Annotated in this window: 27 protein-coding genes; 6 read left to right on the forward strand and 21 right to left on the reverse strand. The window is 73.3% G+C overall.

Features of this window, described 5'->3' with window-relative positions:
- The first annotated feature begins 37 nt into the window (after positions 1–37).
- Complete coding sequence (locus AB0I60_RS13440; protein ID WP_360729011.1) at positions 38–946, forward strand: hypothetical protein; 909 nt, start codon at positions 38–40, stop codon at positions 944–946.
- Between the two features lie 6 nt (positions 947–952).
- On the opposite strand, the gene AB0I60_RS13445 is transcribed toward AB0I60_RS13440, so the two are convergent.
- Positions 953–1,402 (reverse strand): Lrp/AsnC family transcriptional regulator, encoded by a 450-nt coding sequence (locus AB0I60_RS13445; RefSeq protein WP_360729014.1) that lies wholly within the window; start codon positions 1,400–1,402, stop codon positions 953–955.
- On the reverse strand, positions 1,399–2,529 hold the full coding sequence (locus AB0I60_RS13450; protein ID WP_360729017.1) for a Xaa-Pro peptidase family protein: 1,131 nt from the start codon (positions 2,527–2,529) through the stop codon (positions 1,399–1,401). Before AB0I60_RS13450 ends, AB0I60_RS13445 begins: the two co-directional genes overlap by 4 nt.
- A gap of 125 nt (positions 2,530–2,654) precedes the next feature.
- Between AB0I60_RS13450 and AB0I60_RS13455 the strand changes: the two genes are divergently transcribed.
- Entirely contained in the window at positions 2,655–3,602 is a 948-nt protein-coding gene (locus AB0I60_RS13455) for a 5'-3' exonuclease (protein WP_360729020.1), read from the forward strand.
- 232 nt (positions 3,603–3,834) lie between these two features.
- Here the strand turns inward: AB0I60_RS13455 and AB0I60_RS13460 are convergent, their stop codons facing one another.
- From AB0I60_RS13460 to AB0I60_RS13505, 10 genes are all read right to left on the reverse strand, one after another.
- Positions 3,835–5,043, reverse strand: a complete 1,209-nt coding sequence (locus AB0I60_RS13460; RefSeq protein ID WP_360729023.1) for a GNAT family N-acetyltransferase — start codon at positions 5,041–5,043, stop codon at positions 3,835–3,837.
- A gap of 129 nt (positions 5,044–5,172) precedes the next feature.
- Positions 5,173–5,883, reverse strand: coding sequence for a DUF4333 domain-containing protein (locus AB0I60_RS13465; RefSeq protein ID WP_360729026.1), 711 nt, complete (start codon positions 5,881–5,883; stop codon positions 5,173–5,175).
- Positions 5,884–5,985: 102 nt separating this feature from the next.
- Positions 5,986–8,742, reverse strand: a complete 2,757-nt coding sequence (locus tag AB0I60_RS13470) for a DEAD/DEAH box helicase (RefSeq protein ID WP_360729029.1) — start codon at positions 8,740–8,742, stop codon at positions 5,986–5,988.
- Positions 8,743–8,815: 73 nt separating this feature from the next.
- Entirely contained in the window at positions 8,816–9,697 is an 882-nt protein-coding gene (locus tag AB0I60_RS13475; RefSeq protein ID WP_360729032.1) for a diacylglycerol kinase family protein, read from the reverse strand.
- Between the two features lie 138 nt (positions 9,698–9,835).
- Entirely contained in the window at positions 9,836–10,729 is an 894-nt protein-coding gene (tatC, locus tag AB0I60_RS13480; RefSeq protein WP_360729691.1) for a twin-arginine translocase subunit TatC, read from the reverse strand.
- Positions 10,730–10,860: 131 nt separating this feature from the next.
- Positions 10,861–11,208: a Sec-independent protein translocase subunit TatA gene (tatA, locus tag AB0I60_RS13485; RefSeq protein ID WP_360729035.1), complete on the reverse strand. Its 348-nt coding sequence runs from the start codon at positions 11,206–11,208 to the stop codon at positions 10,861–10,863.
- The gene (locus tag AB0I60_RS13490) at positions 11,201–11,467 is read right to left on the reverse strand and encodes a bacteriophage holin (protein WP_360729038.1); all 267 of its coding nucleotides are present in this window, start codon (positions 11,465–11,467) and stop codon (positions 11,201–11,203) included. Before AB0I60_RS13490 ends, tatA begins: the two co-directional genes overlap by 8 nt.
- Positions 11,468–11,485: 18 nt before the next feature.
- Complete coding sequence (locus AB0I60_RS13495; RefSeq protein WP_360729042.1) at positions 11,486–12,466, reverse strand: YafY family protein; 981 nt, start codon at positions 12,464–12,466, stop codon at positions 11,486–11,488.
- Positions 12,463–13,446, reverse strand: coding sequence for a WYL domain-containing protein (locus AB0I60_RS13500; protein WP_360729045.1), 984 nt, complete (start codon positions 13,444–13,446; stop codon positions 12,463–12,465). The genes AB0I60_RS13495 and AB0I60_RS13500 overlap by 4 nt, the downstream gene beginning before the upstream one ends.
- 160 nt (positions 13,447–13,606) lie before the next feature.
- Entirely contained in the window at positions 13,607–13,846 is a 240-nt protein-coding gene (locus AB0I60_RS13505; protein ID WP_360729048.1) for a hypothetical protein, read from the reverse strand.
- 80 nt (positions 13,847–13,926) lie between these two features.
- Between AB0I60_RS13505 and AB0I60_RS13510 the strand changes: the two genes are divergently transcribed.
- Complete coding sequence (locus tag AB0I60_RS13510) at positions 13,927–14,355, forward strand: LuxR C-terminal-related transcriptional regulator (protein WP_360729050.1); 429 nt, start codon at positions 13,927–13,929, stop codon at positions 14,353–14,355.
- Here AB0I60_RS13510 and AB0I60_RS13515 read toward each other — a convergent pair.
- The 4 genes from AB0I60_RS13515 to pafA form a co-directional block, all read right to left on the reverse strand.
- Entirely contained in the window at positions 14,342–15,223 is an 882-nt protein-coding gene (locus tag AB0I60_RS13515) for an SRPBCC domain-containing protein (protein WP_360729053.1), read from the reverse strand. The genes AB0I60_RS13510 and AB0I60_RS13515 overlap by 14 nt on opposite strands.
- Entirely contained in the window at positions 15,216–15,782 is a 567-nt protein-coding gene (locus AB0I60_RS13520; RefSeq protein ID WP_360729055.1) for a helix-turn-helix domain-containing protein, read from the reverse strand. The genes AB0I60_RS13515 and AB0I60_RS13520 overlap by 8 nt, the downstream gene beginning before the upstream one ends.
- Before the next feature lie 78 nt (positions 15,783–15,860).
- The gene (locus tag AB0I60_RS13525) at positions 15,861–16,889 is read right to left on the reverse strand and encodes an oxidoreductase (RefSeq protein WP_360729058.1); all 1,029 of its coding nucleotides are present in this window, start codon (positions 16,887–16,889) and stop codon (positions 15,861–15,863) included.
- A 41-nt stretch (positions 16,890–16,930) separates the two neighbouring features.
- Positions 16,931–18,289 carry a Pup--protein ligase gene (pafA, locus tag AB0I60_RS13530; RefSeq protein WP_360729061.1) on the reverse strand — a complete coding sequence of 453 codons (1,359 nt, stop codon included), beginning with the start codon at positions 18,287–18,289 and terminating at the stop codon, positions 16,931–16,933.
- A gap of 80 nt (positions 18,290–18,369) precedes the next feature.
- Between pafA and AB0I60_RS13535 the strand changes: the two genes are divergently transcribed.
- Both AB0I60_RS13535 and AB0I60_RS13540 read left to right on the forward strand, forming a co-directional pair.
- A complete protein-coding gene (locus AB0I60_RS13535; protein ID WP_360729064.1) occupies positions 18,370–19,797 on the forward strand; it encodes a phosphatase PAP2 family protein in 1,428 nt (475 codons plus the stop codon).
- Between the two features lie 116 nt (positions 19,798–19,913).
- Entirely contained in the window at positions 19,914–20,810 is an 897-nt protein-coding gene (locus AB0I60_RS13540) for a helix-turn-helix domain-containing GNAT family N-acetyltransferase (protein WP_360729066.1), read from the forward strand.
- A gap of 36 nt (positions 20,811–20,846) precedes the next feature.
- Here the strand turns inward: AB0I60_RS13540 and AB0I60_RS13545 are convergent, their stop codons facing one another.
- Complete coding sequence (locus AB0I60_RS13545; RefSeq protein WP_360729069.1) at positions 20,847–21,068, reverse strand: hypothetical protein; 222 nt, start codon at positions 21,066–21,068, stop codon at positions 20,847–20,849.
- Between the two features lie 382 nt (positions 21,069–21,450).
- On the opposite strand from AB0I60_RS13545, the gene AB0I60_RS13550 reads away from it, so the two are divergent.
- On the forward strand, positions 21,451–21,693 hold the full coding sequence (locus AB0I60_RS13550; protein WP_360729072.1) for a hypothetical protein: 243 nt from the start codon (positions 21,451–21,453) through the stop codon (positions 21,691–21,693).
- Positions 21,694–21,776: 83 nt separating this feature from the next.
- Here AB0I60_RS13550 and prcA read toward each other — a convergent pair whose 3' ends face one another.
- The 4 genes from prcA to dop form a co-directional block, all read right to left on the reverse strand.
- Positions 21,777–22,577 (reverse strand): proteasome subunit alpha, encoded by an 801-nt coding sequence (gene prcA / locus AB0I60_RS13555; protein ID WP_360729075.1) that lies wholly within the window; start codon positions 22,575–22,577, stop codon positions 21,777–21,779.
- A 35-nt stretch (positions 22,578–22,612) separates the two neighbouring features.
- Positions 22,613–23,464 carry a proteasome subunit beta gene (gene prcB / locus AB0I60_RS13560; protein WP_360729078.1) on the reverse strand — a complete coding sequence of 284 codons (852 nt, stop codon included), beginning with the start codon at positions 23,462–23,464 and terminating at the stop codon, positions 22,613–22,615.
- A 36-nt stretch (positions 23,465–23,500) separates the two neighbouring features.
- Entirely contained in the window at positions 23,501–23,695 is a 195-nt protein-coding gene (locus AB0I60_RS13565) for a ubiquitin-like protein Pup (RefSeq protein WP_360729081.1), read from the reverse strand.
- An 85-nt stretch (positions 23,696–23,780) separates the two neighbouring features.
- Complete coding sequence (gene dop, locus AB0I60_RS13570; RefSeq protein WP_360729084.1) at positions 23,781–25,274, reverse strand: depupylase/deamidase Dop; 1,494 nt, start codon at positions 25,272–25,274, stop codon at positions 23,781–23,783.
- Positions 25,275–25,322: the final 48 nt, after the last annotated feature.

Here is a 25,322-nt window from a genome sequence, read left to right on the forward strand (position 1 = left end):
GATGTGCGACGACCGCTGCGCACGGGATCGTGTGGCGGTGATCAACACCCCGGAACGCCCGCTCGCGGTCGTCATGCAGGTCGCGGCCGTGCTGGTCGGCTCGCTGGTGATCATGTACACGGCCGGGTGGGTGGTGGTGTTCGGTTTCTGGGTCGGCAGCCGGATCGTCGTCGCGGTCGCCATGGTCCCGGTCTTCGGCCTGTTCTACCTGATCGGCACGGTCACCGCCGAGGCCGGCCCGCTGACCCGCACGCCGGGGTGGCGGGTGCTGTGGGCGGCGCTGGTGTCGGTCGTGGGCCTGCTCGGCGTCGTGTTCTACGCCGCCGCCCTCCAGTCCTGGGAGCCGCACGGCCCGACCTGGCTGCTGTACGGCGGTTTCGGGGTGCCGGCGGCGCTGGTGGCCGCCATCCTCGCGCGCGGCACCCTGCTCCCGCTGGGCGCGGCGGCGGTGGCCGTGGCGTTGATCGCCGTCGCCAACACCGGGCCGACCTGGCAGGAACCGGACAACGCCAAGGCGCGCAGGGACGCCCTCGGGATCACGCCGCACACGTCCGCGCGGACCGACCTCGGCGCACCCGTCCTGCGGGTGGAGGACGGGCGGGTCGTCGTGGTCTACCCGGCCGCGCCCGGCGAGCCGCTGGGCCCCGACCCGGAACTGGCCACCCGCCGGGTCCCGGCCACCAGGTGGGACGAGTCCCCGGCCTACCGGGAGGACCCGGAGCGCCACGTGTGGGTCTGGCGGTACGGGCAGGCCGAGATCACCACGACCGTGTCCAAGCGGGTCGACCGGGAGGCCGCGCTGGACCTCGCCCGGAGCGCGCGGCCGGCCACCGACGACGAGGTGCTGCGCCTCGTGCCGCCGGCGGACCGGCCGGTCCTGCGGGTGGTCGACCGGTTCACCGCCACCCTCCGCGAACTCGTCGCGGGCCGGGGCGCGGCGGGCTGACCGCGCTCAGACCGCCGGCGGCCGGTCCTCGTACGGCGTGGACAGCACGACCGTCGTCCGGGTGGACACGTTCGCCGCCTCCCGGATCTGCCGCAGCAGCTCCTCCAGCGCGGTCGGCGACGCCACCCGGACGCGCAGGACGTACGAGGCGTCCCCCGCGACCGAGTAGCACGCCTCGACCTGCGGCAGGTGCTCCAGCCGCCTCGGGTAGTCGTCCGGAGCCGCCGGGTCGATCGGGGTCAGCGAGATGAACGCGGTCAGCGGCAAGCCGATCTCGTCGCCGTCCAGCCGCGCCGCGTAGCCCCGGACCACGCCGCGCTGCTCCAGCCGGCGCACCCGCTGGTGCACGGCCGACACGCTCAGGCCGACCCGCTCGGCGAGGTCGGTGAAGCTGCACCGGCCGTCGGCGGCCAGCTCGCGCAGGATCGCCCGGTCTATCGGCTCCAGGTTGGTCACGCGGGCAGCACCACCAGGTCGTGGGGTCGGTTGTTGACGGACTCGACACCGCTGTCGGTGGCGATCACGATGTCCTCGATCCGGGCGCCCCACCGGCCGGGCAGGTAGATGCCGGGCTCCACGCTGAACGCCATGCCGGCCTCCAGCACCAGGTCGTTGCCGCCCACGATGTAGGGCTCCTCGTGCACGTCGAGCCCGATCCCGTGACCGGTGCGGTGCACGAAGTACTCGCCGAAGCCGGCGTCCGCGATGACCTCGCGCGCGGCGGCGTCGACCGACTCGCACGTGACACCGGGCCGGACCGCGTCCACGGCCGCCTGCTGCGCGGCCTGGAGGACCGCGTAGGTCTCCCACACGTCCTTGTCACGCGGCTCGCCCAGCACGTAGCACCGGGTGGAGTCGGAGTTGTAGCCCTCGGCCACCGGGCCGCCGATGTCGACCACGACCACGTCACCGGCCTCGATCACCCGGTCGGACAGGCTGTGGTGCGGTGACGCGCCGTTGGGGCCGGACCCGACGATCACGAACTCGGCCAGCTCGTGGCCCTCGGCGACGATCGCGGCGGCGATGTCCGCGCCCACCTCGGCCTCCGTGCGGCCCGGCCGCAGCCACTCGCCGATCCGCGCGTGCACCCGGTCGATCGCCGCGCCGGCCTTGCGCAGCGCCTCGACCTCGGAGGCGTCCTTGCGCATCCGCAGCTCGCGCAGCACCGGGCCGGCCAGCACCTGGTCGCCGCCGATCGCGTCGCGCAGGCGCAGGTTGTGCAGCGCGGGCATCATGTCCGCGACGGCGACCCGGTCGGTGCCCTTGAGCGCCCGGCGCACCAGCGCGTACGGGTCCTCGCCGTCGACCCAGGTGGCCACCTCGACGCCGAGTTCCCCGGTCGGCACGGCCGCGTAGCCGGGCTGCTCCAGCTTCGGCACGACGAGCACCGGCGTGCCGCCGACCGGCAGCACCAGGCAGGTCAGCCGCTCGAACGACGAACCGCCCGCCCCGATCAGGTAGCGCAGGTCCGAGCCGGGGGTGATGAGCAGGGCGTCCACACCGGCGGTGGTCGCCGCGCCGGCGGCCTTGTCCAGCCGCGCGCGCAGGGCGTCCACGTCAATGGGTCCAACATGGGTCGACATGTCTCGTGAGCCTAGTCCTGCCAGGGCGGCCACGTGCCAGGACACCTGATCACCACGCACCGGGAACGGCCGCGCACCGACCGTGCGCGCGCACGGTGTCGTACCCGTCTGGCAAGCTGTCCGGGGTGAGCAGCCCGCTGGTCCTCATGGACGCCGCCAGTCTGTACTTCCGGGCGTTCTACGCGTTGCCCGAGTCGATGACCGCACCGGACGGCACCCCGGTCAACGCCGTGCGCGGTTTCATCGACACCGTCACCAAGGTCGTCGCCGACCGGGGCGCGGGCCGGGTGGTCGCCTGCCTCGACGCCGACTGGCGGCCGGAGTTCCGGGTGGCCGCCCTGCCGTCCTACAAGGCGCACCGGGTCGCCACCGGGGCGGCCGACGGCGAGGAGGAGGTGCCGGACGCGCTGACCCCGCAGGTCCCGATCATCCTCGACGTGCTCGACGCGGTCGGCATCGCCACCGCCGAGGCGGTCGGCTACGAGGCGGACGACGTCATCGGCACCCTGGCCGCGCGCGAGGCGGTCGACCCGGTCGAGGTGATCACCGGCGACCGCGACCTGTTCCAGGTGGTCCGTGAGCAGCCCACCCCGGTCCGCGTGCTGTACCTGGGTCGCGGCTGGGCGAAGGCGGAGCTGATCGGGCCGGCGGAGCTGGCCGCCAAGTACGCCCTGCCCGAGCGGGACGCGGGCCGCGCGTACGCGGGGATGGCCGTGCTGCGCGGCGACCCGTCGGACGGCCTGCCCGGTGTGGCGGGCATCGGCGAGAAGACGGCCGCCAAGCTGATCACGGAGTTCGGCTCGCTGGAGGCGGTGCTGGCGGCCGTGCACGACGGCAAGGACCGCAAGCTCACCACCCGCGCCCGCACGGCCCTGACCAACGCCCAGGACTACCTGGCCGTCGCGCCGACCGTGGTGAACGTCGCCACCGACGCCGAGATCGTCCAAGACCGCCCCGACCCGGTCCCGGCCGCCCCCGCAGACCCCGACCGGGTAGAGGACCTGAGCCGCCGCTGGGGCCTGGGCAGCTCACTCCCCCGCCTGCTCAACGCCCTGGAAAAGCGCTCCACCTGAACACCCCAGACACACGCTTGCTGGACGGGCGCGCACCACCTGCACCCCCCAGATCGCACCACCTGCACCCTCACAGATCGCATCACTCGACCGACACGCGAGGCCGCGTCGGTGTGTCGCGCCGCCTTTCGCTCCGATCACGCTCTTCGATCGGAGCGAAACGCGGCGCGATGCACCGACTTCCGGGCGGCCGAGCCCGCCTCGACGAAGTCGAGGCAATCAAACACAGCAATCAGAAATAAGTTCCGCACCAAGGCAACTCGTCCACCGCGAACAGCGCGTCGGCGCGGGCCACCGCGTCGGCCGACGTCGACTCGAAGCGGCCGGTCATCGCCAGCGCGCCGAAGGTCACGTCACCCAGGTAGGCCGCCGCCAGGACGTCGACGTCGACCACGAAGTCCGGCTCGTCGGTCGTCCGGGACGCGCCGCCGGCACTGATCCGGTACGCGCCCTCGTTCTCCGGCAGGAACCGGTCCCGCACGCCGAGCACCACGGGCTCGCCCGCGCGGTAGGTGCGCGCCGCGAGCGCCGCCCCCACGTCCAGCAGGCGCAGCCACGTCTCGTCCCCGAGGTCCACCGACCGCAGACCCCGCCGGTCGGCCAGCAGCCACTCCAGCGGCTCGTCCAGCGGCCGGCCCTCGGCGACCACCTCGCCCACCAGGTCCACACCCAGCAGGAACGTCCACAGGTCCGCCCACGCGCGCGGGCTCGCCGCCCACAGGTCCAGCACGGCCAGCACGGTCGGCTTCTCGTGGCCGTGCTCCCACGAACCCGGGGTCACCTTGTAGACGGCGTACCCGTCGTCGCCGTCCGGCCCGGAGGCCACGGCGAAGCGCAGGTTCTCCTCCTTGGCCACGCGGCGCAGGTTCACGTCCCAGTGGCCCGGCCACCGGGCGATCGTCCCGGCCCGGCCGGGCGAGAGCCGGTCGAACAGCTCCTGGCACAGCGGCAGCGCGCGCTCGGCGTCCACCAGGCGCACCCGGCCCGCGATCGGCAGCCGCGACCTGGTCTCCACCCGCTTGACCCGCACCTCGCGGTAGCGGGTGGCCACGCCGTAGCCGAACCGGCCGTAGATCACGCTCTCGGACGCGCGCAGCGACGACGCCACGTCGCCCGCGTCGCGCATCGCCCGCAGCTGGGCGCGCTGCAACGCGGTCAGCACGCCGCGCCGCGTCCAGTCCGCGCGCACGCCGACCCGGCTGACCGCCGACATCGGCACCACCGCGCCGCCGGGCACCGCCAGCTCGGACGGGAACGTCTGCACCGTGCCGACCAGCTCGTCGTCGGCGAACGCGCCCAGCGCCTGGCCGCTGCGGTAGCTGATCCCGACGCTCTCCCACGCCTCGTCGGTGGACGGGCCGTGGTGCAGCGTGCTCCGGAACAGGGTGTGGGCGGCGCGGAAGTGGGCATCGTCGAGGACGCGGATGTCGAGGTCGGTCACCGCCTGATGGTGCCTGCCCGGACGCCGCCGCCGCGACCGGGTTTCGGTGCGATCTGCCTTACCCCGGCGGGGGAACGACGGAGCCACCCCCGTGCGGGGGTGGCTCCGTGACGGTGCGCGTCGGGGTGGTCACCCGGTGGGCTGGCCGACCTCGTACTCGCCGTCGGCGGTCTTCACCGTGATCTTCACGTCCTTGTCCTTGCCGCCGATCTTCACCTTGCAGGTGAACGTGCGGTTCGGCTCCACCGGGTTCTCCCCGGAGCAGGTCGCGCTCTCCACGTCGGAGATCTTGTAGTCGTCCTTCAGGATCTGCACGATCCCGGTCTGGACGGCCGCGTTGTCGAAGATCTTCTTCTTGAAGAAGCCGGGCGTCACGAACCCGGTGATGCCGACGGCGGCGACCACCAGCACGACCAGCGCGACGACCACCCAGAGCACCGCGCCGGACTTCTTCGCGGGCGGCTGCTGGCCGTAGCCGGGCTGCCCGTAGGGGTTCTGCTGCTGCCCGAACTGCCCCGGCTGCTGGCCCCACTGCTGCTGCGACGGGTCCGGCTGGCCGTAGGGGTTCTGCTGCTGCGGCTGGCCGTACGGGTTCTGCTGCTGTTGCTGCTGCTGGGTCGGGTCGTACCCGCCGGGGTACTGCTGGGTGTACTGCTGCTGCTGGGGCTGCTGGCCCCACTGCTGCTGTTGCTGCTGGGACGGGTCCGGCTGCCCGTAGCCGGGCTGCTGAGCGGGGAAACCACCCGACGGCGTGCCGGGGTACCCACCACCGCCGTAGGGCTGCTGGCCCCACTGCTGCTGCGGGTCGTTCCCTCCGGACGGTCCGTACGGACTGGTCATGCTCGGCCTCCGACGGTCGGTCTGGAAAAGACGTGTCAAGTCTTGCGGGCGCGATCAAACCACAGGAGCGCGGGGCGCACCCAGCCACCCCGCAAAGCTTTCTCAGACCGTGGCCATCGCCACCACTCCCCGGCGCAGGGCGTCCACGGCCTTGCGCGCCGTCGCACCGACCGGGTCGCCGCCGCCGACCACGTCCCGGATCTGGTCCAGGAAGTCGATCACCTGGCGGCACCAGCGCACGAAGTCGCCCGCGCCCAGCTCGGTGCCGCTCGCCTCGGACGAGCTGAGCACCTTCTCCAGCGACTCGCCGCGCGCCCACCGGTACACCGGCCAGGCGAAACCGGGGTCGGGCTGGCGGGTGCGGTCGAGCTTGTGCCGCCGCTCGTCGTCCTCCAGCTCGGCCCACAGCCGGGCGGTGGCCGTCATCGCGTCGGTCACCCCGCCCGGCGGCAGCCGGGTCTCCAGCGGGCCGTCCCGACGCGCCTCGTAGACCAGCGACGACACCACGGCGGCCAGCTCGGCCCAGTCGAGCCCGCGCCACACGCCGTGCCGCAGGCACTCGGCCGCGAGCAGGTCCGACTCGGAGTACAGCCTGGTCAGCCGCTTGCCGTGCTCGGTGACCTCCTCGCCCGGCCCGGACTCCCGCTCGTGCAGGTAGCCGCGCTCGCGCAGCAGGCCCCGGATGCGGTCGAACTCGCGGGCCAGCGAGTGCGTGGTGGCCGCGACCTTGCGCTCCACCTGCTCGGTCTCGGCCAGCAGCCGGTGGTACCGCTCGCCCCAGCGGGCGTGGTCCTCGCGCTTCTCGCACGCGTGGCACGGGTGCGAGCGCAGCGCGCGGCGCAACGTCGCCAGCTCGGCGTCGTCGTCGGCCGTCGACCGCCGCTTGCGCAGCGACGGCGCGGCGATCCCGGTGTTGCGCAGCGTGGACGCCAGGTCGCGCCGCGACTTCGGCGACCGGGTGTCGACCTGCCGGGGCAGCTTCACCCGCCCCAGCACCTCGACCGGCGACGGGAAGTCCGCCGACGACAGCCGGCCCGCCCACCGGTCCTCGGTCACCACCAGCGGCCGGGCCTCGCCCAGCGGCTCCAGGCCCGGGTCGATGACGACCGCGAGCCCCGACCGCCGGCCGGACGGCACCGCGATCACGTCGCCCTTGCGCAGCCGCTCCAGCGACGCCGCCGCCTCCGCCCGCCGCGCGGACGAGTTCTGCCGGGCCAGCGCCTTCTCCCGGTCGGCGACCCGGCGGCGCAGCGACGCGTACTCGGTGAAGTCGCCCAGGTGGCAGCTCATCGCCTCGGCGTAGCCGGCCAGCGCCTCCTTGTTGCGCTCGATCCGCCGCGCCAGGCCCACCACCGACCGGTCGGCCTGGAACTGCGCGAACGACTGCTCCAGGATCTCCCGGGCCGCCGCCGCGCCGAGCTGGTTGACCAGGTTGACGGCCATGTTGTAGCCGGGCCGGAACGACGACCGCAGCGGGTAGGTGCGGGTGGACGCGAGGCCGGCGACCGCCTTCGGGTCGACACCCGGCTGCCACACCACGACCGCGTGGCCCTCGACGTCGATCCCGCGCCGCCCGGCCCGCCCGGTGAGCTGCGTGTACTCCCCCGGCGTCAGGTCGACGTGCGCCTCGCCGTTGTACTTGACCAGCTTCTCCAGCACGACCGTGCGGGCGGGCATGTTGATGCCCAGCGCGAGGGTCTCGGTGGCGAACACGACCTTGACCAGGCCCCGGACGAACAGCTCCTCGACGGTCTCCTTGAACGCCGGCAGCAGCCCCGCGTGGTGGCTGGCGATGCCGCGCTCCAGCGCGTCGCGCCACTCCCAGTAGCCCAGCACCATCAGGTCGCCCTGCGGCAGGTCGCGGGTCTTGGAGTCGATGACCTCGCGGATGACCTCGACCTCGGCGTCGGTGGTGAGCCGCAGCCCGGCCCGCACGCACTGGCCGACCGCCGCGTCGCAGCCCGCCCGGCTGAACACGAAGTCGATCGCGGGCAGCAGGCCCGCGCCGTCCAGCCGCTGCACGACGTCGACCCGCGACGGCGGCTTGAACCCCGACCCGCGCGGCGGGCGGCCCTTGTTGTTCTTGTTCCGGCTCCACGGCACGTGGTAGCGGAACAGGTCCTCGGTGTGCCGCAGGAGCTGCGGGTTCAGCCGGGCCGCGCCGTCCGCCGCCTCGCCCGCGAACAGGTCCATCATCCGCCCGCCGGCCATCATGTGCTGCCACAGCGGCACCGGCCGGTGCTCGTCCACCACGACGGTGGTGTCGCCGCGCACCTCGACCAGCCACTCGCCGAACTCCTCGGCGTTGCTGACCGTCGCGGACAGGCCGATCAGCCGCACCGTCTCCGGCAGGTGCAGGATCACCTCCTCCCACACCGGGCCCCGGAACCGGTCGGCCAGGTAGTGCACCTCGTCCATCACCACGTACGCGAGGCCGTCCAGCGTGGACGAGCCGGCGTAGAGCATGTTGCGCAGCACCTCGGTGGTCATCACCACGACGGGCGCGTCGCCGTTCACCGAGGTGTCGCCGGTGAGCAGGCCCACCTTCCCCTCGCCGTAGCGGGCCACCAGGTCGGCGTACTTCTGGTTGGACAGCGCCTTGATCGGGGTGGTGTAGAAGCACTTGCGGCCCTCGGACAGGGCCAGGTGGACGGCGAACTCGCCGACGACGGTCTTGCCGGCGCCGGTCGGGGCGCACACCAGCACGCCGTGGCCGTCCTCCAGGGCCTCGCAGGCGCGCTGCTGGAACGGGTCGAGCTCGAAGGAGAGCACCGACAGGAAGTCGGTCAGCTTGGGCCGGGTGGTGCGGCGGCGGAAGTCCGCGTAGGCGTCGGCCGGAGACCGCGAAGCGCTTGACACCCTCCCAGGCTGTCACATGGGACCGACAAAAGCGCTCTTGATCCGCGACGCGCCGCCCGGCGGCGGGCCCGCGCTAGCCCGCGACGACCCCGCTGACCACCGTCAACGCCCCTGACCCGCAGGTCACGCCCAGCGGGAGGGGGCGCTGCCGCTCGCCGTCGGCGTACCCGACCCAGCCCGGACCCGACAGGGTGACCGACCGGGCGCGCAGCGTCCGGACCGCCGGGTGGTCGACGTGCCGGCCGGTGCGCAGCGAGGGCAGCATCCGCAGCAGCGCCCGGCGCGGCGCGGCGGCGACCACGGTGAGGTCGAGCAGGCCGTCCGAGGCGTCCGCGTCCGGGCACACCGGGATGCCGCCGCCGTAGCTGGTGGTGTTGCCCACGGCGACCAGCAGGGCGTCCAGCTCCAGCCGCCCGTGCTCGGTGGCCACGACCAGGGGCTGCGGGCGGAGGGTGGCCAGTTCGGCGAGGATGGCCAGGTCGTAGCGGCGGGGGCCGGCGGGCCACCGCATCCCGTTGGCGCGCTCGTTGACCGCCGAGTCGAACCCCGCGCACAGGACGGTGGCGAACCACGTCCCGTCGTCGAGCCGGCCCAGGTCGAGCGGGCGGGTGGTGTCGTCGCGCAGGGCGGCGACCACGGCGTCCACCGAGGTGGTGCCCAGCGCGGAGGCGAGGTCGTTGCCGGTGCCGGCGGGGACCACGGCCAGCGCGGTGGACGTGCCGGCGCACGCCTGGACGCCCAGGTGGGCGGCCCCGTCGCCGCCGAGCACGATGAGGACGTCGACGCCGTCGGCCACGGCGCGGCGGGCCAGGTCGGCGGTGCCCCGGGCGGTCGGGGCGACGTGCAGGTCCAGCGAGTCGACGGCGGTGCGCAGCCGGGCGGCGACGGTGCCCGCGAGCCGGGCGGCACGTCCCCGGCCCGAGGCGGGGCAGACCAGCAGGGCGGCGCGCGTCATCGGGCGGAGCGGTCCACGGCGGGAGACCTCCAGGGTCCGGCGGCTCCCGGCATCCTGGCACACCGAACCCGAAAAAGATCCATGACGTTCGGCTCACCGCCACCGGGCGTCCCCCGTGGGGACGCCGCGCGGCCCGGCTCAGGTCACGTCGTCGTAGCGCACCCGGTGCGGCTGCTTCTGCGTCACCGGCTCGTTGATGGTCTCCTCGACCTGCGACGGCTGGTAGTCGAACGGGGCCGCCTCGTCGTCGTCCAGGTCGTCCAGGCCCTCGGCCTTGCGCTTGCGGGCCTTCCGCTTGTCGTGGACGCGGGCGAGCTGGATCGCCAGCTCGAACAGCAGCGTCAGCGCGATGGCGAGCGCCACCATCGAGATCGGGTCGGTGCCCGGGGTCGCGATCGCGGCGAAGATGAACAGCCCGAACACGATCCCGCGCCGCCACCTGCGCAGCTTGTCGTAGGTGAGCACGCCGGCCCGGTTGAGCATCACCACGACCAGCGGCAGCTCGAAGCTCACCCCGAAGATGAGCAGCAGCGCGAGCACGAAGTCGATGTAGTCGCCGCCGGACAGCGCGGTCAGGAACTGGTTGTCGCCGAAGCCGACGAGCACCACGAGGCCCTGCGGCACCACGTAGAACGCCAGCGTGGCACCGATGACGAACAGCACCGAGGCCACCGCGACGAAGGTCAGCGCGAAGCGGCGCTCCTTGGCGTACAGGCCGGGCGCGATGAACCGCCACACCTGGTAGAGCCACAGCGGCGAGGTGATCGCCATGCCGGCGGCGGCACCCACCTTGAGCTGGATCATGAAGCTCTCGAACGGCTTGGTCTGCAACAGCTGGCAGGCGCCGTTCTGGTTGAGCCGGTCGTCCGCCGGGACCTGGCAGTACGGGTCGAGGGCGATGTCACCGAGGCTGGGCAGGCCGAAGATGTGCCAGCTCCACCAGAAGAAGCCGAAGATCGCGCCGACGGCGACGATCAGCAGCGCGAGACCCAGGCGGTGCCTGAGGTCGTACAGGTGGTCCTTGAGCGACATCGTGCCGTCGGGATTGCCCCGACGACTGGTCAGCCGGCGGCGCTCGCGCCGACGCTGGAACCACCCGGGCGGACTTGCCCCCACCGTGACAACCGTCCTTCTGGTCTAGTTCCGGAACCGTCCTCCGCCGGCTAGGACTGCTTGTTCTGCAGGTTCTGCGCGGACTGCTCGATCGGCTGCGCCACCTGCGGCTGGACCGGCTGCTGCACGGGCTGAACGGGCTGCTGGACCGGCTGGGCGGGCGGTTGCACGACCTGCTGCGGCTGGGCCGGCGGGAGCTGCTGGACGGGGGGCTGCGGCGCGGCGGTGCCGTGCTGCTGCGACTGGTCGTCCTCGTCGCGCAGGCCCTTGGTCTCGGCCTTGAGGATCTTGGCCGACTTGCCCAGCGAGCGCGCCATGTCGGGCAGCTTCTTCGCCCCGAACAGCAGGATGATCACCACGGCGATGATGATCAGCTCTGTAGCTCCGAGGTTACCCACGGTGATCCTCCTTCATCCCCCGGTCCGTCGATGGTACGCGGGGTTCGCCCTGGCGGGCCCGGTCCGGACGCCGTTCGGCGACGGCCACCCCGAGTGCGGCGAACCGCGCCCGCAGCAACCCGACGCCGTCGCCGACCCTGTCGCCTACCAGAGTGCTTGCGGCGCGGAATCGGCGCAAGGCTCCGAGGACTTTGACCAGGACGACGATCAAAAACACCATCCCGACCAGCAACAACACCAGGCTCGGCAAGTACGGCACGGCATCACCGTATAGGGCTCAGGTTGCCGGGAGGTGATCCGCCCGGCGCAACGCGGCCCCCGCCTGCCGGGCGACCGCCTCGACCAGCTCGGCCGGCTGCTCCACGTGCACCTCGCCACCCAGCCCGAGCAGCAGCCGGACCATCCACGGGGTGTCGGCGTAGCGGAACAGCACCCGCGCCCGGCCCTCGTCCAGCTCCGTCACGCCGTCCACCGGGTAGTACTCGGCCACCCAGCGCGCGTCCGGCTCCAGCACCAGCACGGCGGTGCGCTGGGAGGGGTCCGGGCGGAACAGCCCCTCCGAGGTGTCGGTGGGTTCGGCGTGCGGCGGCGGGCTCGCGGGCTCGTCGAGCACCTCCACGCCGTCTATCCGGTCCAACCGGAACAGCCGAACGCCGTCCGCGAGCCGGCACCAGGCTTCCAGGTAGCTTCGGCCTTCCACCAGCAGCATCCGCATCGGGTCGACCACCCGGTCGGTCACCTCGTCCCGCGACGGCGTGTAGTACCGCAGCCGCAGCGCCCGGCCGCGCAGCACCCCGTCCGACACCGCGTCCCGGATCGGCGCCGTCTCCGGGGCCTCCCGCACGGCCAGCCCGACCGCCACGCCGGCGGGCTGCGCCTGGCCCACCGCCGCCTCGATCTTGGCCACCGCGCGGCGCACCGCCGCCTTGTCCGCGACGCCCGGCGTCTCGGCCAGCGCGCGCAGCGCCACCAGCAGCGCGGTCGCCTCGGCGGCGGTCAGCCGCAGGGGCCGGCTCATCCCCGCGTCGAAGGTGACGGTGACCGTCTCGCCCTCGAACGACAGGTCGATCAGGTCACCCGGCCCGTACCCGGGCAGGCCGCACATCCACAGCAGCTCCAGGTCCTTGCGCAGCTGGCGCGGCGTGACCTCGAAGTCGGCGGCGGCCTCGTCGATCGGGATGCCCGGCCGGGCCAGCAGGTAGGGCACCAGGGCCAGCAGCCGGGGCAGCCGGCCGGCGGAGGAGTTCGACGCGCTCACGCCCGCACCCCCGCCCCGCGCAGCGCGCCGACCAGCTTCTCCCGCACGGTCTTGGCCAGCACCTCGGGCTCCAGCACCAGCACGTCCGGCCCGAACCCGGCGATCCAGTTCGCCGCCGAGTCGGGGAACCTCAGGTCGATCTCCAGCAGGTCGCCGGGGTCGCCGTCGAGCTCGCGCTCCCCGACGTGGCGGGCGCGGCGCCGCACGCCCTGCGCGCGCCCCCGCGCCACCCACAGCGTCGCGGTGGCCACGGCCTGGGTGGACGGCTGGCTGCGCGCGACGAAGCTGAGCAGGTCGACCGACTCCGGCCGCTCCACCGCGCCCGCCTTGCCGAGCGCGGCGACCTCGCCGACGATCCGGGACAGCCGGAAGCAGCGCGGCGCGCGCCGGTCCCGGTCGTGCCCCACCAGGTACCAGCGACCCCGCCAGGCGACCACGCCCCACGGTTCGACCGTGCGCCGGCGCACCTCGACCGGCACCGGCCGGCGGTAGTCGAACTCGACCACGCGCCCCTGCTGCACGGCCGCGAGCAGCGGCGGGAACGCGGGTTCGCTGGTGCGCACCTTCGGCTCGACCGCGACGTGCACGTCCTGGTCGACGTCGACGCCCGCCGCGCGCAGCTTGAGCAGCGCGCCGTGCGCGGCACCGGTGAACTGCGGCGAGTCCCACAGCCGCGCGGCCAGCGCGACGGCCGCCGCCTCGTCCGGTTGCAGGTCGACGTCACCGAGCTCGTAGTCCCGCCGGGCGATCCGGTAGCCGTCCGGGCCGTCCAGGCCCACGTTGCGCCCGATCTCCAGCGGCACGCCGAGATCGCGCAACTCTGTCTTGTCGCGTTCGAACATGCGGAAGAACGCCTCGTCGGTCACGGCGTCCGAATAGCCGGGGACGATGGCGCGGATGCGCTCGGCGGTGAGGTACTGGCGGGTGGAGAGCAGGCACAGCACCAGGTTGACGAGCCGTTCGGCACGTGCGATGGCCACCCGAGAACCCTAACCCCGCGCGAACACCCCACAACGCACATCCCCACCCCAACCCGACCCGATGGTCCACTCGGCCGCTCCGTCCGCCGATCCGCGCCCCGCCCCGGACCGATCCCTAGCCTCTTTTGCCTGCTCAGCGCGGTGACCACCGATCCGGGCCTCAGTCCGCCCGCCGCGCAGCCCGGCCCATCAGCGGGGCGGTGGGCCGGGTGGGGCGGGTCAGCCGCGCGCCCGGGGTGACGGCGCGCGGGTCGAAGCCCCGGCCGTTGTCGCAGACGTCCGGGGTCACTACGTCGCCCAGGTAGGACAGGGTCACCACGACGGTGTGCGCCCCGGCGTGCTCCCGGACGTCGGCCAGCGCGCCCTGCGCGACCCGCAGCAGCGCCACCTCGGTCTGCACGGTCAGCGGGTGGCGAGGGCCGGGGCTTCGGGCTGCACCCGATCCGGAGCCGGGTCGCCGAGCTGGGCGGCACGCCGACGGTGGAGAGCGCCCCGGGCGAGGGCACCGCGCTCGAGGCCCGCCCGCCCGGGGTGGTCGTGCTGACCACCTACGACTCGGACGCCAACGTGGTGCGCGGTCGAGGCGGGCGCGACCGGCTACCTGCTCAAGGATCCGCCGCCGGACGAGCCGGCCGACGCGGTCCGGCGGGCGGCGCGCGGGCAGACCGCGCTGTCGCCCGCCGCCTGCTGCGCACCGTCCGCGACCCCGCGCCCCGCGCAGAGGTCGAGATCCTGGAGCACCTGGCCCGGGGCCTGTCCAACCGCGAGGTGGCGAAGGCCCTGTTCATCAGCCAGGCAACGGTGAAGGCCCACCTCGTGCGGATCTTCGCCGAGCTCGGCGCGGCGACCCGGACGGCGGCCGTGACGACCGCCGTCGAGCGCCGGCTGGTCCGCCTCAGTCGCCCGTGAGCATCCCCTCGGGCATCCCGGGCATCTCGGGCTGGAGCCAGATGGGCGTCCACGCCGCGCCCAGCTCGACGTACCGCCGCAGCTCCGCGACGCCGGACAGCCAGCCCGTCCACGCGCCGTAGGGCGGCCGGCCGTCCACGAACCCGCTCTGCACGAAGGTGAGCCGGGTCCTGCCGCCGGACTCCGCCAGCTCCCACGAGGTGGCCAGGCCGCCGCCCCAGTCCATGGTCATCCGCTCGCCCTCGACCAGGTCGACGACCTTGCCCGGCTCCGGGTTGGCCTCGAAGCCGCCCATGGCGACCCGGCCGCCCTCCCACGGCTCGATGTCGATCTTGGCGCCGAACCAGCGCGAGTACTCCCCGGAGTCGGTCAGCGCCCGGTAGACGACGTCCCGGGGGCCGTTGATCTCGACCGACGCGCGCATCTCCGAGCTGGTGAAGTCGGCGCGGGGCGTGAGCGGCCGGCCGTCGACGTGCTCGACCAGGTTGGCCAGCGCCAGGCACCAGTAGGTGTACAGGTGGCCCAGCACGTCCTGTTCGGCGACCGCCGCCGCCCAGCCCGGGAAGTCGCTCTGCGACACCGACACGACCGTGCCGTCGCCGTCGGCGGCGAGCGCGATCTCGACCTTCGTGTCCACGCCGCCCACGTGCCAGGTGAACCGGATGGTGGTGTCGTCCACGTGCTCCAGCCTCTGGTGCGGCGCGTCCCCCTCGGGGGTGTACCGGCCCCAGAACTCGTAGCGCTCCGGCAGGTCCACGGCGACGTGCTCGGCCAGCCACGTGCCGAGTTCGTCGGCCGAGGTCAGCGCCTGGCGGACGCGGGAGACCGGCGCGGCGACGCGGGCGCGGACGGTCACGGTCTCACTCATGGTCTTCATCCTCCGTCTGGGTCGGGTAGCACGCCACGGCGAGGCGGAAGGCGTCGCCCTCCGCACCGCCGTAGCGGCGGAACAGGTCCTGCAGGGTCGTGCGCAGCTCGTCGAAGAACTCCCGGCGCAGCTCGGGCCGCACCCGGATGTCGCCGGAGACGCCCAGCGAGGGCAGCTCCGGCCGGTCGCGGTCGAGGGCGGCGATGTCCGACTGGACCTGCTCGACCAGGTCCAGCAGGTAGCCGAGGCTCAGCTCGTCCTGCGCGCGGCGCAGGCCGAGCCGCCCCACCAGGGCCGGCGACAGCCAGTACGCGCGGGCCGTGGCCTGGTAGACGCCCTCGGTGATGCCGCGCACCCGGCGCTCCGACACCAGGGTCGCCAGACCGGCCTCGACCAGGCGTTTCACGTGGTAGTAGACCCGCTGCGGGGTCTGGTTGAGCTGTCCCGCGACCTCGGTGCACGAGTGCGGCTCGGCCAACCGCCGCAGCACCTCGATGCGCTGCGGCTTGAGCAGGGCCTCGGCCTGCTCGATCTGCTCCAGGTACAGGACGTCTCTCATGGCAAAAACAAGTTTGAACGTACAACACAATTTTGTCAATAGGCCGCGCGGACGTCCACCCGGTCCCGCCCCGGTCGGTTACCGCCTGGTCAGGACACCGACGCGACCCTTCTCCCCCGCTGCCCAGCAGGTGGTCGGGCAGTCCACGGTGTCGAAGCTGCCCGCGTCGAACCGCCGCCAGGTCCGGCCGCCGTCCCGGCTCACGTCACTGCCGGTCGGCCCCACCGCGACCACCGACGAGCCGTGCCACGCCACGCCCGACCGGTACCCCTCGGGCGGCCGGGTGCCGCCCACCCACGTCCGGCCGCCGTCCCGGCTCAGCGCCAGGTTCGCCGCCGCGCCGGACGGGTCGGCGAAGTCGCCGCCGACGGCCACGCCCCGGCGCGGGTCGCGGAACGCCACCGCGAACACGCCCGCCGACGCCGACGGGTGCAGCGGCGTGTCGGTCGCCGCCCAGTGCCGGCCGCCGTCCGAGGAGTGCAGCACCCTGGCCCGCGAGCCGCCCCCGGTGGCGATCCACGCGTCCCGCGGCCCGGCCGTGGTCACGCACTGCCCGCTCGCCGCGAACGAGAACTCGCCCTCCAGCGCGGGTGGGAAGGCGTCCTCGGGCACCTGCCGCCACGACCGGCCGCCGTCCCGGGTGGCCAGCACCCGGAACCTCCCGCCCACCGGGTCGCTCACCGCCAGCCCCCGGAACCGGTCGAAGAACGCCACGCAGTCGTAGAACGCGTCCGGGTCGGCGTTGCGGAACGCCTCGACCCACGTGCGCCCGCCGTCAGCGGTCCGGTAGATGCGCGAACTCGCGCCGGGCCCGATCGACAGCGCCACGGCGGTGCGCGCGTCGAACGCCTCGACGTCCCGGAAGTCCAGCGCGGCCGTGTCCGGCGGCGGCACGGAGTCCCAGGTCCGCCCGCCGTCGCGGGTGCGCAGCACGGTGCCGTTGCTGCCGCCGACCCACGCCACCCGGGAGTCGACGGCGGACAGCCCGCGCAGCCGCGCGTCCGTCCCGGTGGGGCGCAGTTGCCACGAGGGGTCGTGCGCCCGCGCTGCGGGGGGTGCCACCAGCAGGGACGCCGCCGTGGCCACGACGAGGAGAAGGCTCTTCATGAGGTGTGAGCCTCACGAAGAGCCTTCCCGGTCCGCTAGGGCTAGAGGGAGGAGATGAGCCGCTCCACCCGCTCGTCCACCGCGCGGAACGGGTCCTTGCACAGCACGGTGCGCTGCGCCTGGTCGTTCAGCTTGAGGTGGACCCAGTCGACGGTGAAGTCCCGGCCGGCGGCCTGCGCGGCGGCGATGAAGTCGCCGCGCAGCTTGGCCCGGGTGGTCTGCGGCGGGGTGTCCTTGGCGGCCTCGATCTCGCCGTCGTCGGTCACCCGGTCCACCTGCCCCTTGCGCTGGAGCAGGTCGAAGATGCCCCGACCGCGCCGGATGTCGTGGTAGGCGAGGTCGAGCTGCGCGATCCGGGGGTTGGACAGGTCCATGTCGTGCTTGGCCTGGTAGCGCTGCATCAGCCGGTACTTGATCGCCCAGTCGATCTCCCGGTCGATCTTGGACAGGTCCTCGGCCTCGACCGCGTCCAGCGTGCGGCCCCACAGTTCGAGCACCCGCTCGGCCATCGGGTCGGGCGCGCGCTTGGCGACGTGCTCCACGGCCCGCTCGAAGTACTCCCGCTGGATGTCCAGCGCCGACGCCTCCTTGCCGCCGGCCAGGCGCACGGTGCGCCGCCCGGTCAGGTCGTGGCTGATCTCGCGGATGGCCCGGATCGGGTTGTCCAGGCTGAAGTCCCGGAACTGGACGCCCTGCTCGATCATCTCCAGCACCAGGTTCGCGCTGCCCACCTTGAGCAGCGTGGTCACCTCGGACATGTTCGAGTCGCCGACGATGACGTGCAGCCTGCGGTAGCGCTCGGCATCGGCGTGCGGCTCGTCGCGGGTGTTGATGATCGGGCGCGACCGGGTGGTGGCACTCGACACGCCCTCCCAGATGTGCTCGGCCCGCTGGGACAGGCAGTACACCGCTCCGCGCGGGGTCTGGAGCACCTTGCCCGCGCCGCAGATGAGCTGCCGGGTCACCAGGAACGGCAGCAGCACGTCGGCGATGCGGGAGAACTCCCCGGCCCGCGCGACCAGGTAGTTCTCGTGGCATCCGTAGGAGTTGCCCGCGGAGTCGGTGTTGTTCTTGAACAGGAAGATGTCGCCCCCGATGCCCTCGTCGGCGAGCCTGCGCTCGGCGTCGACGAGCAGGTCTTCGAGGATCCGTTCACCGGCTTTGTCGTGTGTCACCAGCTGGGCGAGGTCGTCGCACTCCGCCGTCGCGTACTCGGGGTGCGACCCCACGTCCAGGTAGAGCCGAGAGCCGTTGCGCAGGAACACGTTCGAGGAACGGCCCCACGAGACGACCCGGCGGAACAGATAACGCGCGACCTCATCCGGGGACAGCCTGCGCTGCCCGTGGAAGGTGCAGGTCACCCCGAACTCAGTCTCAATGCCGAAGATCCGCCGCTGCATCCCTCAACAGTAGGCGCATCCGGCGGTTTCCTCAGTGATCCAATCGGGCGGCACGCGGATTTCGCGGATAACGTCTCCCTGTGCTCCGACGAGTGAACCGCCTGGACCAGGCCCTGATGAAGCGCTGCGGGCTGCTGCCCCGAACCCCCCTCGACCAGGGCATGAAGACCCTGTCGAGGGCCGCGAACCACAGCGTGCTGTGGTTCGGCGTGGCGGGCGTGCTCGCCCTGCGGAAGGGCCGGCCGCGCCGCGCCGGGCTGCGGGGTGTCGCGGCGATCGGGGGTGCCAGCGCCGCCGCGAGCCTGGTGGCGAAGCGCCTGTTCCCGCGCCGCAGGCCGGCGGCGGAGCTGCTGGCACCGCCGCGCCGGCTGACCAAGCGCCCGACGTCCTCGTCGTTCCCGTCCGGGCACGCCGCCTCGGCGGCGGCGTTCACCACGGCGGTCGCCATGGAGTCGCCGGCGCTGGCGGCGGTGGTCGCGCCGGTCGCGGCGGCGGTGGCGTACTCGCGCGTGCACACCGGCGTGCACTGGCCGTCCGACGTGGCCGCCGGCGCCGTGATCGGGGTCGGCGCGGGCCTGCTGACCAGGCGTTGGTGGCCGATCGGGCGGGACGAGGCGGCGTCCGCGCGGGAGCACGCCGCGCTGGACGCGCTGCCCGAGGGCGACGGCCTGGTGGTCGTCGTGAACCCGAACTCGGGGCTGGGCGGCGACCCGACCGAGGACATCCGCCGGCAGTGGCCCAAGGCCCGGGTCGTGTCGATCGAGGACCTGGACACCGTCGTCGCCGATCACTCCCCGAAGGCCGTGGGCGTGGCGGGCGGCGACGGCTCGGTGGCGGCGGTGGCGGCGGTGGCCGCCGCCCACCGGCTGCCGATGGTCCTGGTCCCGGCGGGCACCCTGAACCACTTCGCCCGCGACGTGGGCGTGACCGGCCTGGACGACGCCGCGCGGGCCGTCGAGGCCGGCGACGGGGTGCTGGTGGACCTGTCCGCCGTGACCGTGGACGGCGAGGGGCCGCGCTGGTTCGTCAACACGGCGTCGCTGGGCGGGTACCCGGACATGGTCCGGCTGCGCGAGAAGCTCCAAGTGCGCTGGGGCAAGTGGCCGGCGGCGGCGATCGCCATGGCGCAGGTGCTGCGCACGTCCCAGCCGCTGGAGGTGGAGCTGAACGGTGAGCCGCACCTGGTGTGGATGCTGTTCGTGGGCAACGGCCCGTACCGGCCCAAGGGCTTCGCGCCCACCATGCGCCCGGCGCTGGACCGGGGCCTGATGGACGTGCGCTACATCCGCGCGGACACCCGCTTCTCGCGGGCGCGGTTCTTCATCGGCGCGCTGCTGGGCTCGTTGAACCGCAGCCGCACCTACCGGCACCTGGAGACCCGTCGACTGGACGTGAAGGTGCGCGGGGGGCGCGGCGTTGCGATCGCCACGGACGGCGAGGTCGGCCCGACCGGCACCACGTTCGAGTTCCGCGCCCGTCCGGCGGCCCTGGCCATCTACCGCCCCTGATCACCACCTTCCGTCGGGCAGCGCCTCCGCGAGGCGCGAAGCCGTCGTGGGCGGGCTCCCGACGCCCGACCCCGATATGGTTGACTGAGTCAACTGTTCAGTTGAGGGGGTCAACCATGTCGGTGGCGGACGTCCGGGCGTTCAACCGCTTCTACACGGGCGTCATCGGGCTGCTCGACGGCGCGTACCTCAGCTCGCCGTACTCGCTCACCGAGGTCCGCGTGCTGCTCGAACTCGTCGCCGGCACGGCCGACGTGAAGGGCGCGCTCGGCCTGGACGCGGGCTACCTCAGCCGCATCCTGAGCCGGTTCGAGCGCGAGGGGCTGATCACCCGAGCCCCCTCCCCCGACGACGCCCGGCGGCACGTGGTCACGGTCACCGACCGGGGTCGCCAGGCGTTCGCCGAGCTGGACGAGCGGTCGGACGCCGAGATCGGCGCGCTGCTCGACCGCGTGCCCGAGTCCGACCGGACCGCGCTGCTGGCCGCGATGGCCCGCATCCGCCGCATCCTCACCGCCGCGCCGCGCGCCTACCTGCTGCGCCCGCCGCGCCCCGGCGACCTGGGCTGGGTCGTGCACCGGCACGGCGTCCGGTACGCCGAGGAGTACGGCTACGACGCCACGTTCGAGGCGCTGGTCGCCCGGGTCGCCGCCGACTACGTGCTGGACCACGACCCCGCCCGCGAGGCGGCGTGGATCGCGGAGGTGGACGGCGAACCGGTCGGGTCGGTCCTCTGCGTCCGCGACGACGCCGACACCGCGCGACTGCGGCTGCTGCTGGTCGAGCCGGGCGCGCGCGGTCTCGGCATCGGCAAGCGGCTGGTCGAGGAGTGCGTCCGGTTCGCCGCGCGGGCCGGCTACCGGCGGATGACCCTCGCCACCGTCTCGGAGGTCGAGGTGGCGCGCGGCATCTACCGGCGGGCCGGGTTCACGCCCGTCCGCAGCACCCCGGTGCGCAAGTGGGGTCGGGACGTGGTCGAGGAGGAGTGGGCGCTCGACCTGCGGGGGGTGTGACGCGCGAGGGGGCCCGACGTGGGTCGGGCCCCCTCGTCATCGCGCACGGGCGACCAGCACGACCAGCCCGAGCAGCGCCAACTGCCCGGCGATCAGCCCGACCGCCGCCCACGCCGGGAACTCCGGCGGGACCAGCCGCAGCGTCAGGCCGGGGCCGACGAGCACCCCGAGCGCAGCCGCGGCGTACGCCGCCGTGGTGAGCAGCCCGGGCGCGTGGCGGGCGGGCACCGCCACCTCCACGGACAACCCGGTCTTCACCACGCGGATCCGTGCCGAGGGCGTGGGAGCGTCGTCCCACCCCCTCCTGTGGTCCGACGCGGGCGGTCCCGCGTCGGGTGTTGCGGCATTCATGAAGGGCGTCCTCTCTCCCCGGGCAGGGAGCCCCCAGCGGGCTCCGCAGACCGATCGCAGCTCACCGACCCGGACGGTTGCCCCGTCCGCGCGCGGGTCTCGCTCCCCCGAGACACGACCCGCCCGATGCGGTGGACCTTGGACGCTCTTTCCTGGCGACCACCTGGCAGGTGGCCCGCCTCCACGGTATCGCCTGCGCGCGCGATACGCCACACATTCGCCACTGATTCTGTGGCGAACACACACATCGCCTGCAATACTCGACCCTGAACCGAGGGGAGGCCCGCCCATGTCGTCGACCGAGCGGACCGGGGAGCGGCCGGCGGTCGCGGACCGGGTGAACGTCGCGCTCATCGCCGAGGCGGTGGAGGCGATCGGCAAGCTCCAGGAGCGCACCGGGCTCAAGAAGGTCGACCTGGTCAACCGGGCGCTGCTGGTCTACGAGTTCGTGGACGCCGAGCTGCGCGCCGGCAACCAGGTGGTGCTGCGCGACCCCGACGGGCGCGACCAGCTCGTCAAGATCTTCCTCTGAAACGCGCGAACGGCCCCCGGTCGCCGAGACCGAGGGCCGTTCGAGGACGCCCGCACAGCCGCCCGGGAGCGGCGGCGGGGCGGCTACTTCTGGTCGTTCGGCGGCAGGTTCACGTCCGTGACCGGCTTGGCCTCGCCGCCCTGGGCCGGCTCGTCGGCGGGGGCGTCCGCCGGGGCGTCCGCGCTGGGCAGCACCTGGCTCAGCGCCGCGCCGTGGATGCGGCGGAACGCGCGGTGGGGGCGGTCGCGCTCCAGCACGGCCACCTCCAGCTTGGGCTGGTCGAGCAGGTCCGGCTTGCCGTTGCCGGTGCTCGTGCTGCCCGCGCTGAGCGCCTTCACCGCGACCCGCAGGGCGTCGGCCAGCGAGAGGTTCTCGGCGTAGGCGTCCTTCAACGCGGTGCCCGTCGCCTCGGCCTGGCCGCCCATCACCACGTACTGCGGCTCCTCCACGATCGAGCCGTCGTAGGTCAGCCGGTACAGGGTGTCCTGCTCCGGGGAGCGGCCCACCTCGGCGACGCAGATCTCCACCTCCAGCGGCTTGATCTGCTCGCTGAACACCGAGCCGAGGGTCTGCGCGTAGACGTTGGCCAGCGACCGGCCCGTCACGTCGCGCGGGTCGTTCTGGTAGCCCCGGATGTCGGCGAACCGGATGCCCGCCTGCCGCAGGTTCTCGAACTCGCTGTAGCGACCGACCGCGGCGAACCCGATGCGGTCGTAGATCTCCGACACCTTGTGCAGGGTCGCTGAGGGGTTCTCCGCCACGAACAGCACGCCATCCGCGTAGCGCAGCACGACGACGCTGCGGCCGCGCGCGATGCCCTTCCTGGCGTACTCCGAGCGGTCCCGGAGGATCTGCTCGGGTGAGGCGTACAACGGCATCGTCACTTGTGCGACTCCTGGTGTCGGCGGGTGGGGAGAAGTCAGCCCGCGGGGCTGGACCGGCGGGACTCGACCACGGCCTCGGCGATCGCGGCGGTCTGCGCCTCGGGCAGGTGCACGGCGCCCTCGGCGGCGGTGATCGTGACCACGACGGGGTAGATCCTGCGGACCACGTCCGGGCCGCCGGTGCCGGTGTCGTCGTCCGCCGCGTCGTAGAGCGACTCGACGGCCGCCCGCACGGCCGCCTCGGCGTCCGCGTCCGGGTCGTAGAGCTTCTTGAGCGCCGACTTGGCGAACAGCGAGCCCGAGCCGACGGCCTGGTAGCCGAGCGACTCCTCGTACCGGCCGCCGGTGACGTCGTAGGACACGATCCGCCCGGCGCGGTCCGGCTCGGCCGCCTCGGTGTCGATGCCCGCGAACAGCGGGACGACGGCCAGGCCCGCGAGCGCGGCGTCCAGGTTGCCCTTGATCATCGCGGACAGCCGGTTGGCCTTGCCGTCCAGGGACAGCGGGACGCCCTCGATCTTCTCGTAGTGCCGCAGCTCGACCGCGAACAGCCGCACGATCTCGATGGCGATGCCGGCGGTGCCCGCGATGCCCACCGCCGAGTGGTCGTCGGTGACGAAGACCTTCTTCATGTCGCGCTGGGCGATGGTGCTGCCCATGGTGGCCCGCCGGTCGCCGGCGATCACCACGCCGCCCTTGAAGGTCAGCGCGACGATGGTGGTGCCGTGCGGGGCCTGCACGACGGCACCCTCCGGGTAGCGCCGCGCGGACGGCAGCAGCTCGGGGGCCTGCGCGCGGAGGAAATCGGTGAACGACGACGACCCCGGCCGCAGGTAGGCCGGGGGCAGCGACGCGGCCGGGTGGTACCCGGTCGAACTGTGGTCCATAGGTGCGTTTCTCTCCCTACTCCGGCACCGAGGCTGCTACTCGCCGCCCTTTTGCACGTACGCGCGGACGAAGTCCTCGGCGTTCTCCTCCAGGACGTCGTCGATCTCGTCGAGGATCGCGTCCACGTCCTCGCCGAGCTTCTCCCGCCGCTCCTGGCCGGCGGCGGCTGCGCCGTCACCGCCGTCGTCGCCGTCACCGCCGCCTTGCCGCTGGACCTGTTCCTGGGACATGTCGGCCTCCCCGCTTCTCCGGTCCTCGTGGTCAACCCTACCCACCGGGCACGACGAAGTGCGCCTGCCACTCGCGTGGCGTCGATCAGCCCCGGGTGAGGGCCTCGACGAGCTGCTCCGCCGTGTCCGACGCCTCCAACAGTGCGCCGACGTGCGCCTTCGTGCCACGCAGGGGCTCCAGCGTGGGGATCCGGACCAGCGACTCGCGGCCCAGGTCGAAGATCACCGAGTCCCACGACGCGGCGGCCACCGAGGTCGGGTAGCGCTCCAGGCACCGGCCCCGGAAGTAGGCGCGGGTGTCCTCCGGCGGCGCGAGGATCGCGGCGCGCACCTCCTCCTCGCTCACCAGGCGCTTCATCGAGCCCCGGGCGACCAGCCGGTTGTACAGGCCCTTGTCCAGCCGCACGTCGGAGTACTGGAGGTCGACCAGGTGCAGCCGGGGCGAGCCCCAGGCCAGGCCGTCCCGGGCGCGGTAGCCCTCCAGCAGGCGCAGCTTGGCGGGCCAGTCCAGCCGGTCGGCGCACTCCTGCGGGTCGCGGCCGAGCGCGTCGAGCACCTCGCCCCACACCCGCAGCACGTCCCGGTCGCCGTAGCCCTCCTGGTCCACGAACCGCTGGGCGCGCTCGTGGTAGGCGTGCTGGATGTCCAGGCCGGTGAACTTGCGCCCGCCGGTCAGCTCGACCTTGGTCTTGAGGGTCGGGTCGTGGCTGATCTGGTGCACCGCGCGGACCGGGTCGACCAGCCGCAGGTCGTCGAACCGGCGGCCGGCCTCGATCATGTCCAGCACCAGCGAGGTGGTGCCGACCTTGAGGTAGGTGGAGTACTCGGCGAGGTTCGCGTCGCCGATGATGACGTGCAGCCGGCGGTACTTGTCCGCGTCGGCGTGCGGCTCGTCGCGGGTGTTGATGATGCCGCGCTTGAGCGTGGTCTCCAGGCCGACCTCGACCTCGATGTAGTCCGAGCGCTGGGAGAGCTGGAAGCCCGCCTCCTCGCCGGACGGGCCGACGCCGACCCGGCCGGAGCCCACCACGACCTGGCGGGACGCGAAGAACGGCGTCAGCCCCGCGATCACCGCCGTGAACGGGGTGCTGCGCTGCATCAGGTAGTTCTCGTGGGTGCCGTAGCTCGCGCCCTTGCCGTCCACGTTGTTCTTGTAGAGCTGGAGCCGGGGCTGGCCGGGGACGGTGGCGGCCCGCATCGCCGCCTCCTCCATCACCCGCTCCCCCGCCTTGTCCCAGATCACCGCGTCGCGGGCGTTGGTGACCTCGGGCGCGGAGTACTCCGGGTGCGCGTGGTCGACGTAGAGCCGCGCGCCGTTGGTCAGGATGACGTTGGCCGCGCCGAGGTCCTCGACGTCGCCGTCGCCGGGGTGGCCGCCGGGCGCCCCGAGGTCGAAGCCCCGCGCGTCGCGCAGCGGGGACTCGACCTCGTAGTCCCAGCGGGCCCGCCGGGCCCGGGGTATGTCGGCGGCTGCCGCGTAGGCGAGCACCACCTGTGTCGAGGTGAGCACCGGGTTGGCCGTCGCGTCACCCGGCACCGCGATGCCGTACTCGACCTCGGTTCCCATGATCCGCCGCATAGCTGGCAGCCTACGGCGTGGAGCGGGCATTTCGCGGGGGCTCGGGTC

The organism is Actinosynnema sp. NPDC050436 (assembly GCF_040655415.1).
GTDB lineage: Bacteria > Actinomycetota > Actinomycetes > Mycobacteriales > Pseudonocardiaceae > Actinosynnema.

Bases quoted from the DNA above. Each gene is read 5' to 3' on its own strand.
- AB0I60_RS13450 (WP_360729017.1), bottom strand. From the start codon at position 2,529: ATGTCGACCCATGTTGGACCCATTGACGTGGACGCCCTGCGCGCGCGG.
- AB0I60_RS13465 (WP_360729026.1), bottom strand. From the start codon at position 5,883: ATGACCAGTCCGTACGGACCGTCCGGAGGGAACGACCCGCAGCAGCAG.
- AB0I60_RS13475 (WP_360729032.1), bottom strand. From the start codon at position 9,697: ATGACGCGCGCCGCCCTGCTGGTCTGCCCCGCCTCGGGCCGGGGACGT.
- tatC (WP_360729691.1), bottom strand. From the start codon at position 10,729: ATGTCGCTCAAGGACCACCTGTACGACCTCAGGCACCGCCTGGGTCTC.
- AB0I60_RS13515 (WP_360729053.1), bottom strand. From the start codon at position 15,223: ATGAGTGAGACCGTGACCGTCCGCGCCCGCGTCGCCGCGCCGGTCTCC.
- AB0I60_RS13520 (WP_360729055.1), bottom strand. From the start codon at position 15,782: ATGAGAGACGTCCTGTACCTGGAGCAGATCGAGCAGGCCGAGGCCCTG.
- AB0I60_RS13525 (WP_360729058.1), bottom strand. From the start codon at position 16,889: ATGAAGAGCCTTCTCCTCGTCGTGGCCACGGCGGCGTCCCTGCTGGTG.
- pafA (WP_360729061.1), bottom strand. From the start codon at position 18,289: ATGCAGCGGCGGATCTTCGGCATTGAGACTGAGTTCGGGGTGACCTGC.
- AB0I60_RS13540 (WP_360729066.1), top strand. From the start codon at position 19,914: ATGTCGGTGGCGGACGTCCGGGCGTTCAACCGCTTCTACACGGGCGTC.
- AB0I60_RS13550 (WP_360729072.1), top strand. From the start codon at position 21,451: ATGTCGTCGACCGAGCGGACCGGGGAGCGGCCGGCGGTCGCGGACCGG.
- prcB (WP_360729078.1), bottom strand. From the start codon at position 23,464: ATGGACCACAGTTCGACCGGGTACCACCCGGCCGCGTCGCTGCCCCCG.
- AB0I60_RS13565 (WP_360729081.1), bottom strand. From the start codon at position 23,695: ATGTCCCAGGAACAGGTCCAGCGGCAAGGCGGCGGTGACGGCGACGAC.
- dop (WP_360729084.1), bottom strand. From the start codon at position 25,274: ATGCGGCGGATCATGGGAACCGAGGTCGAGTACGGCATCGCGGTGCCG.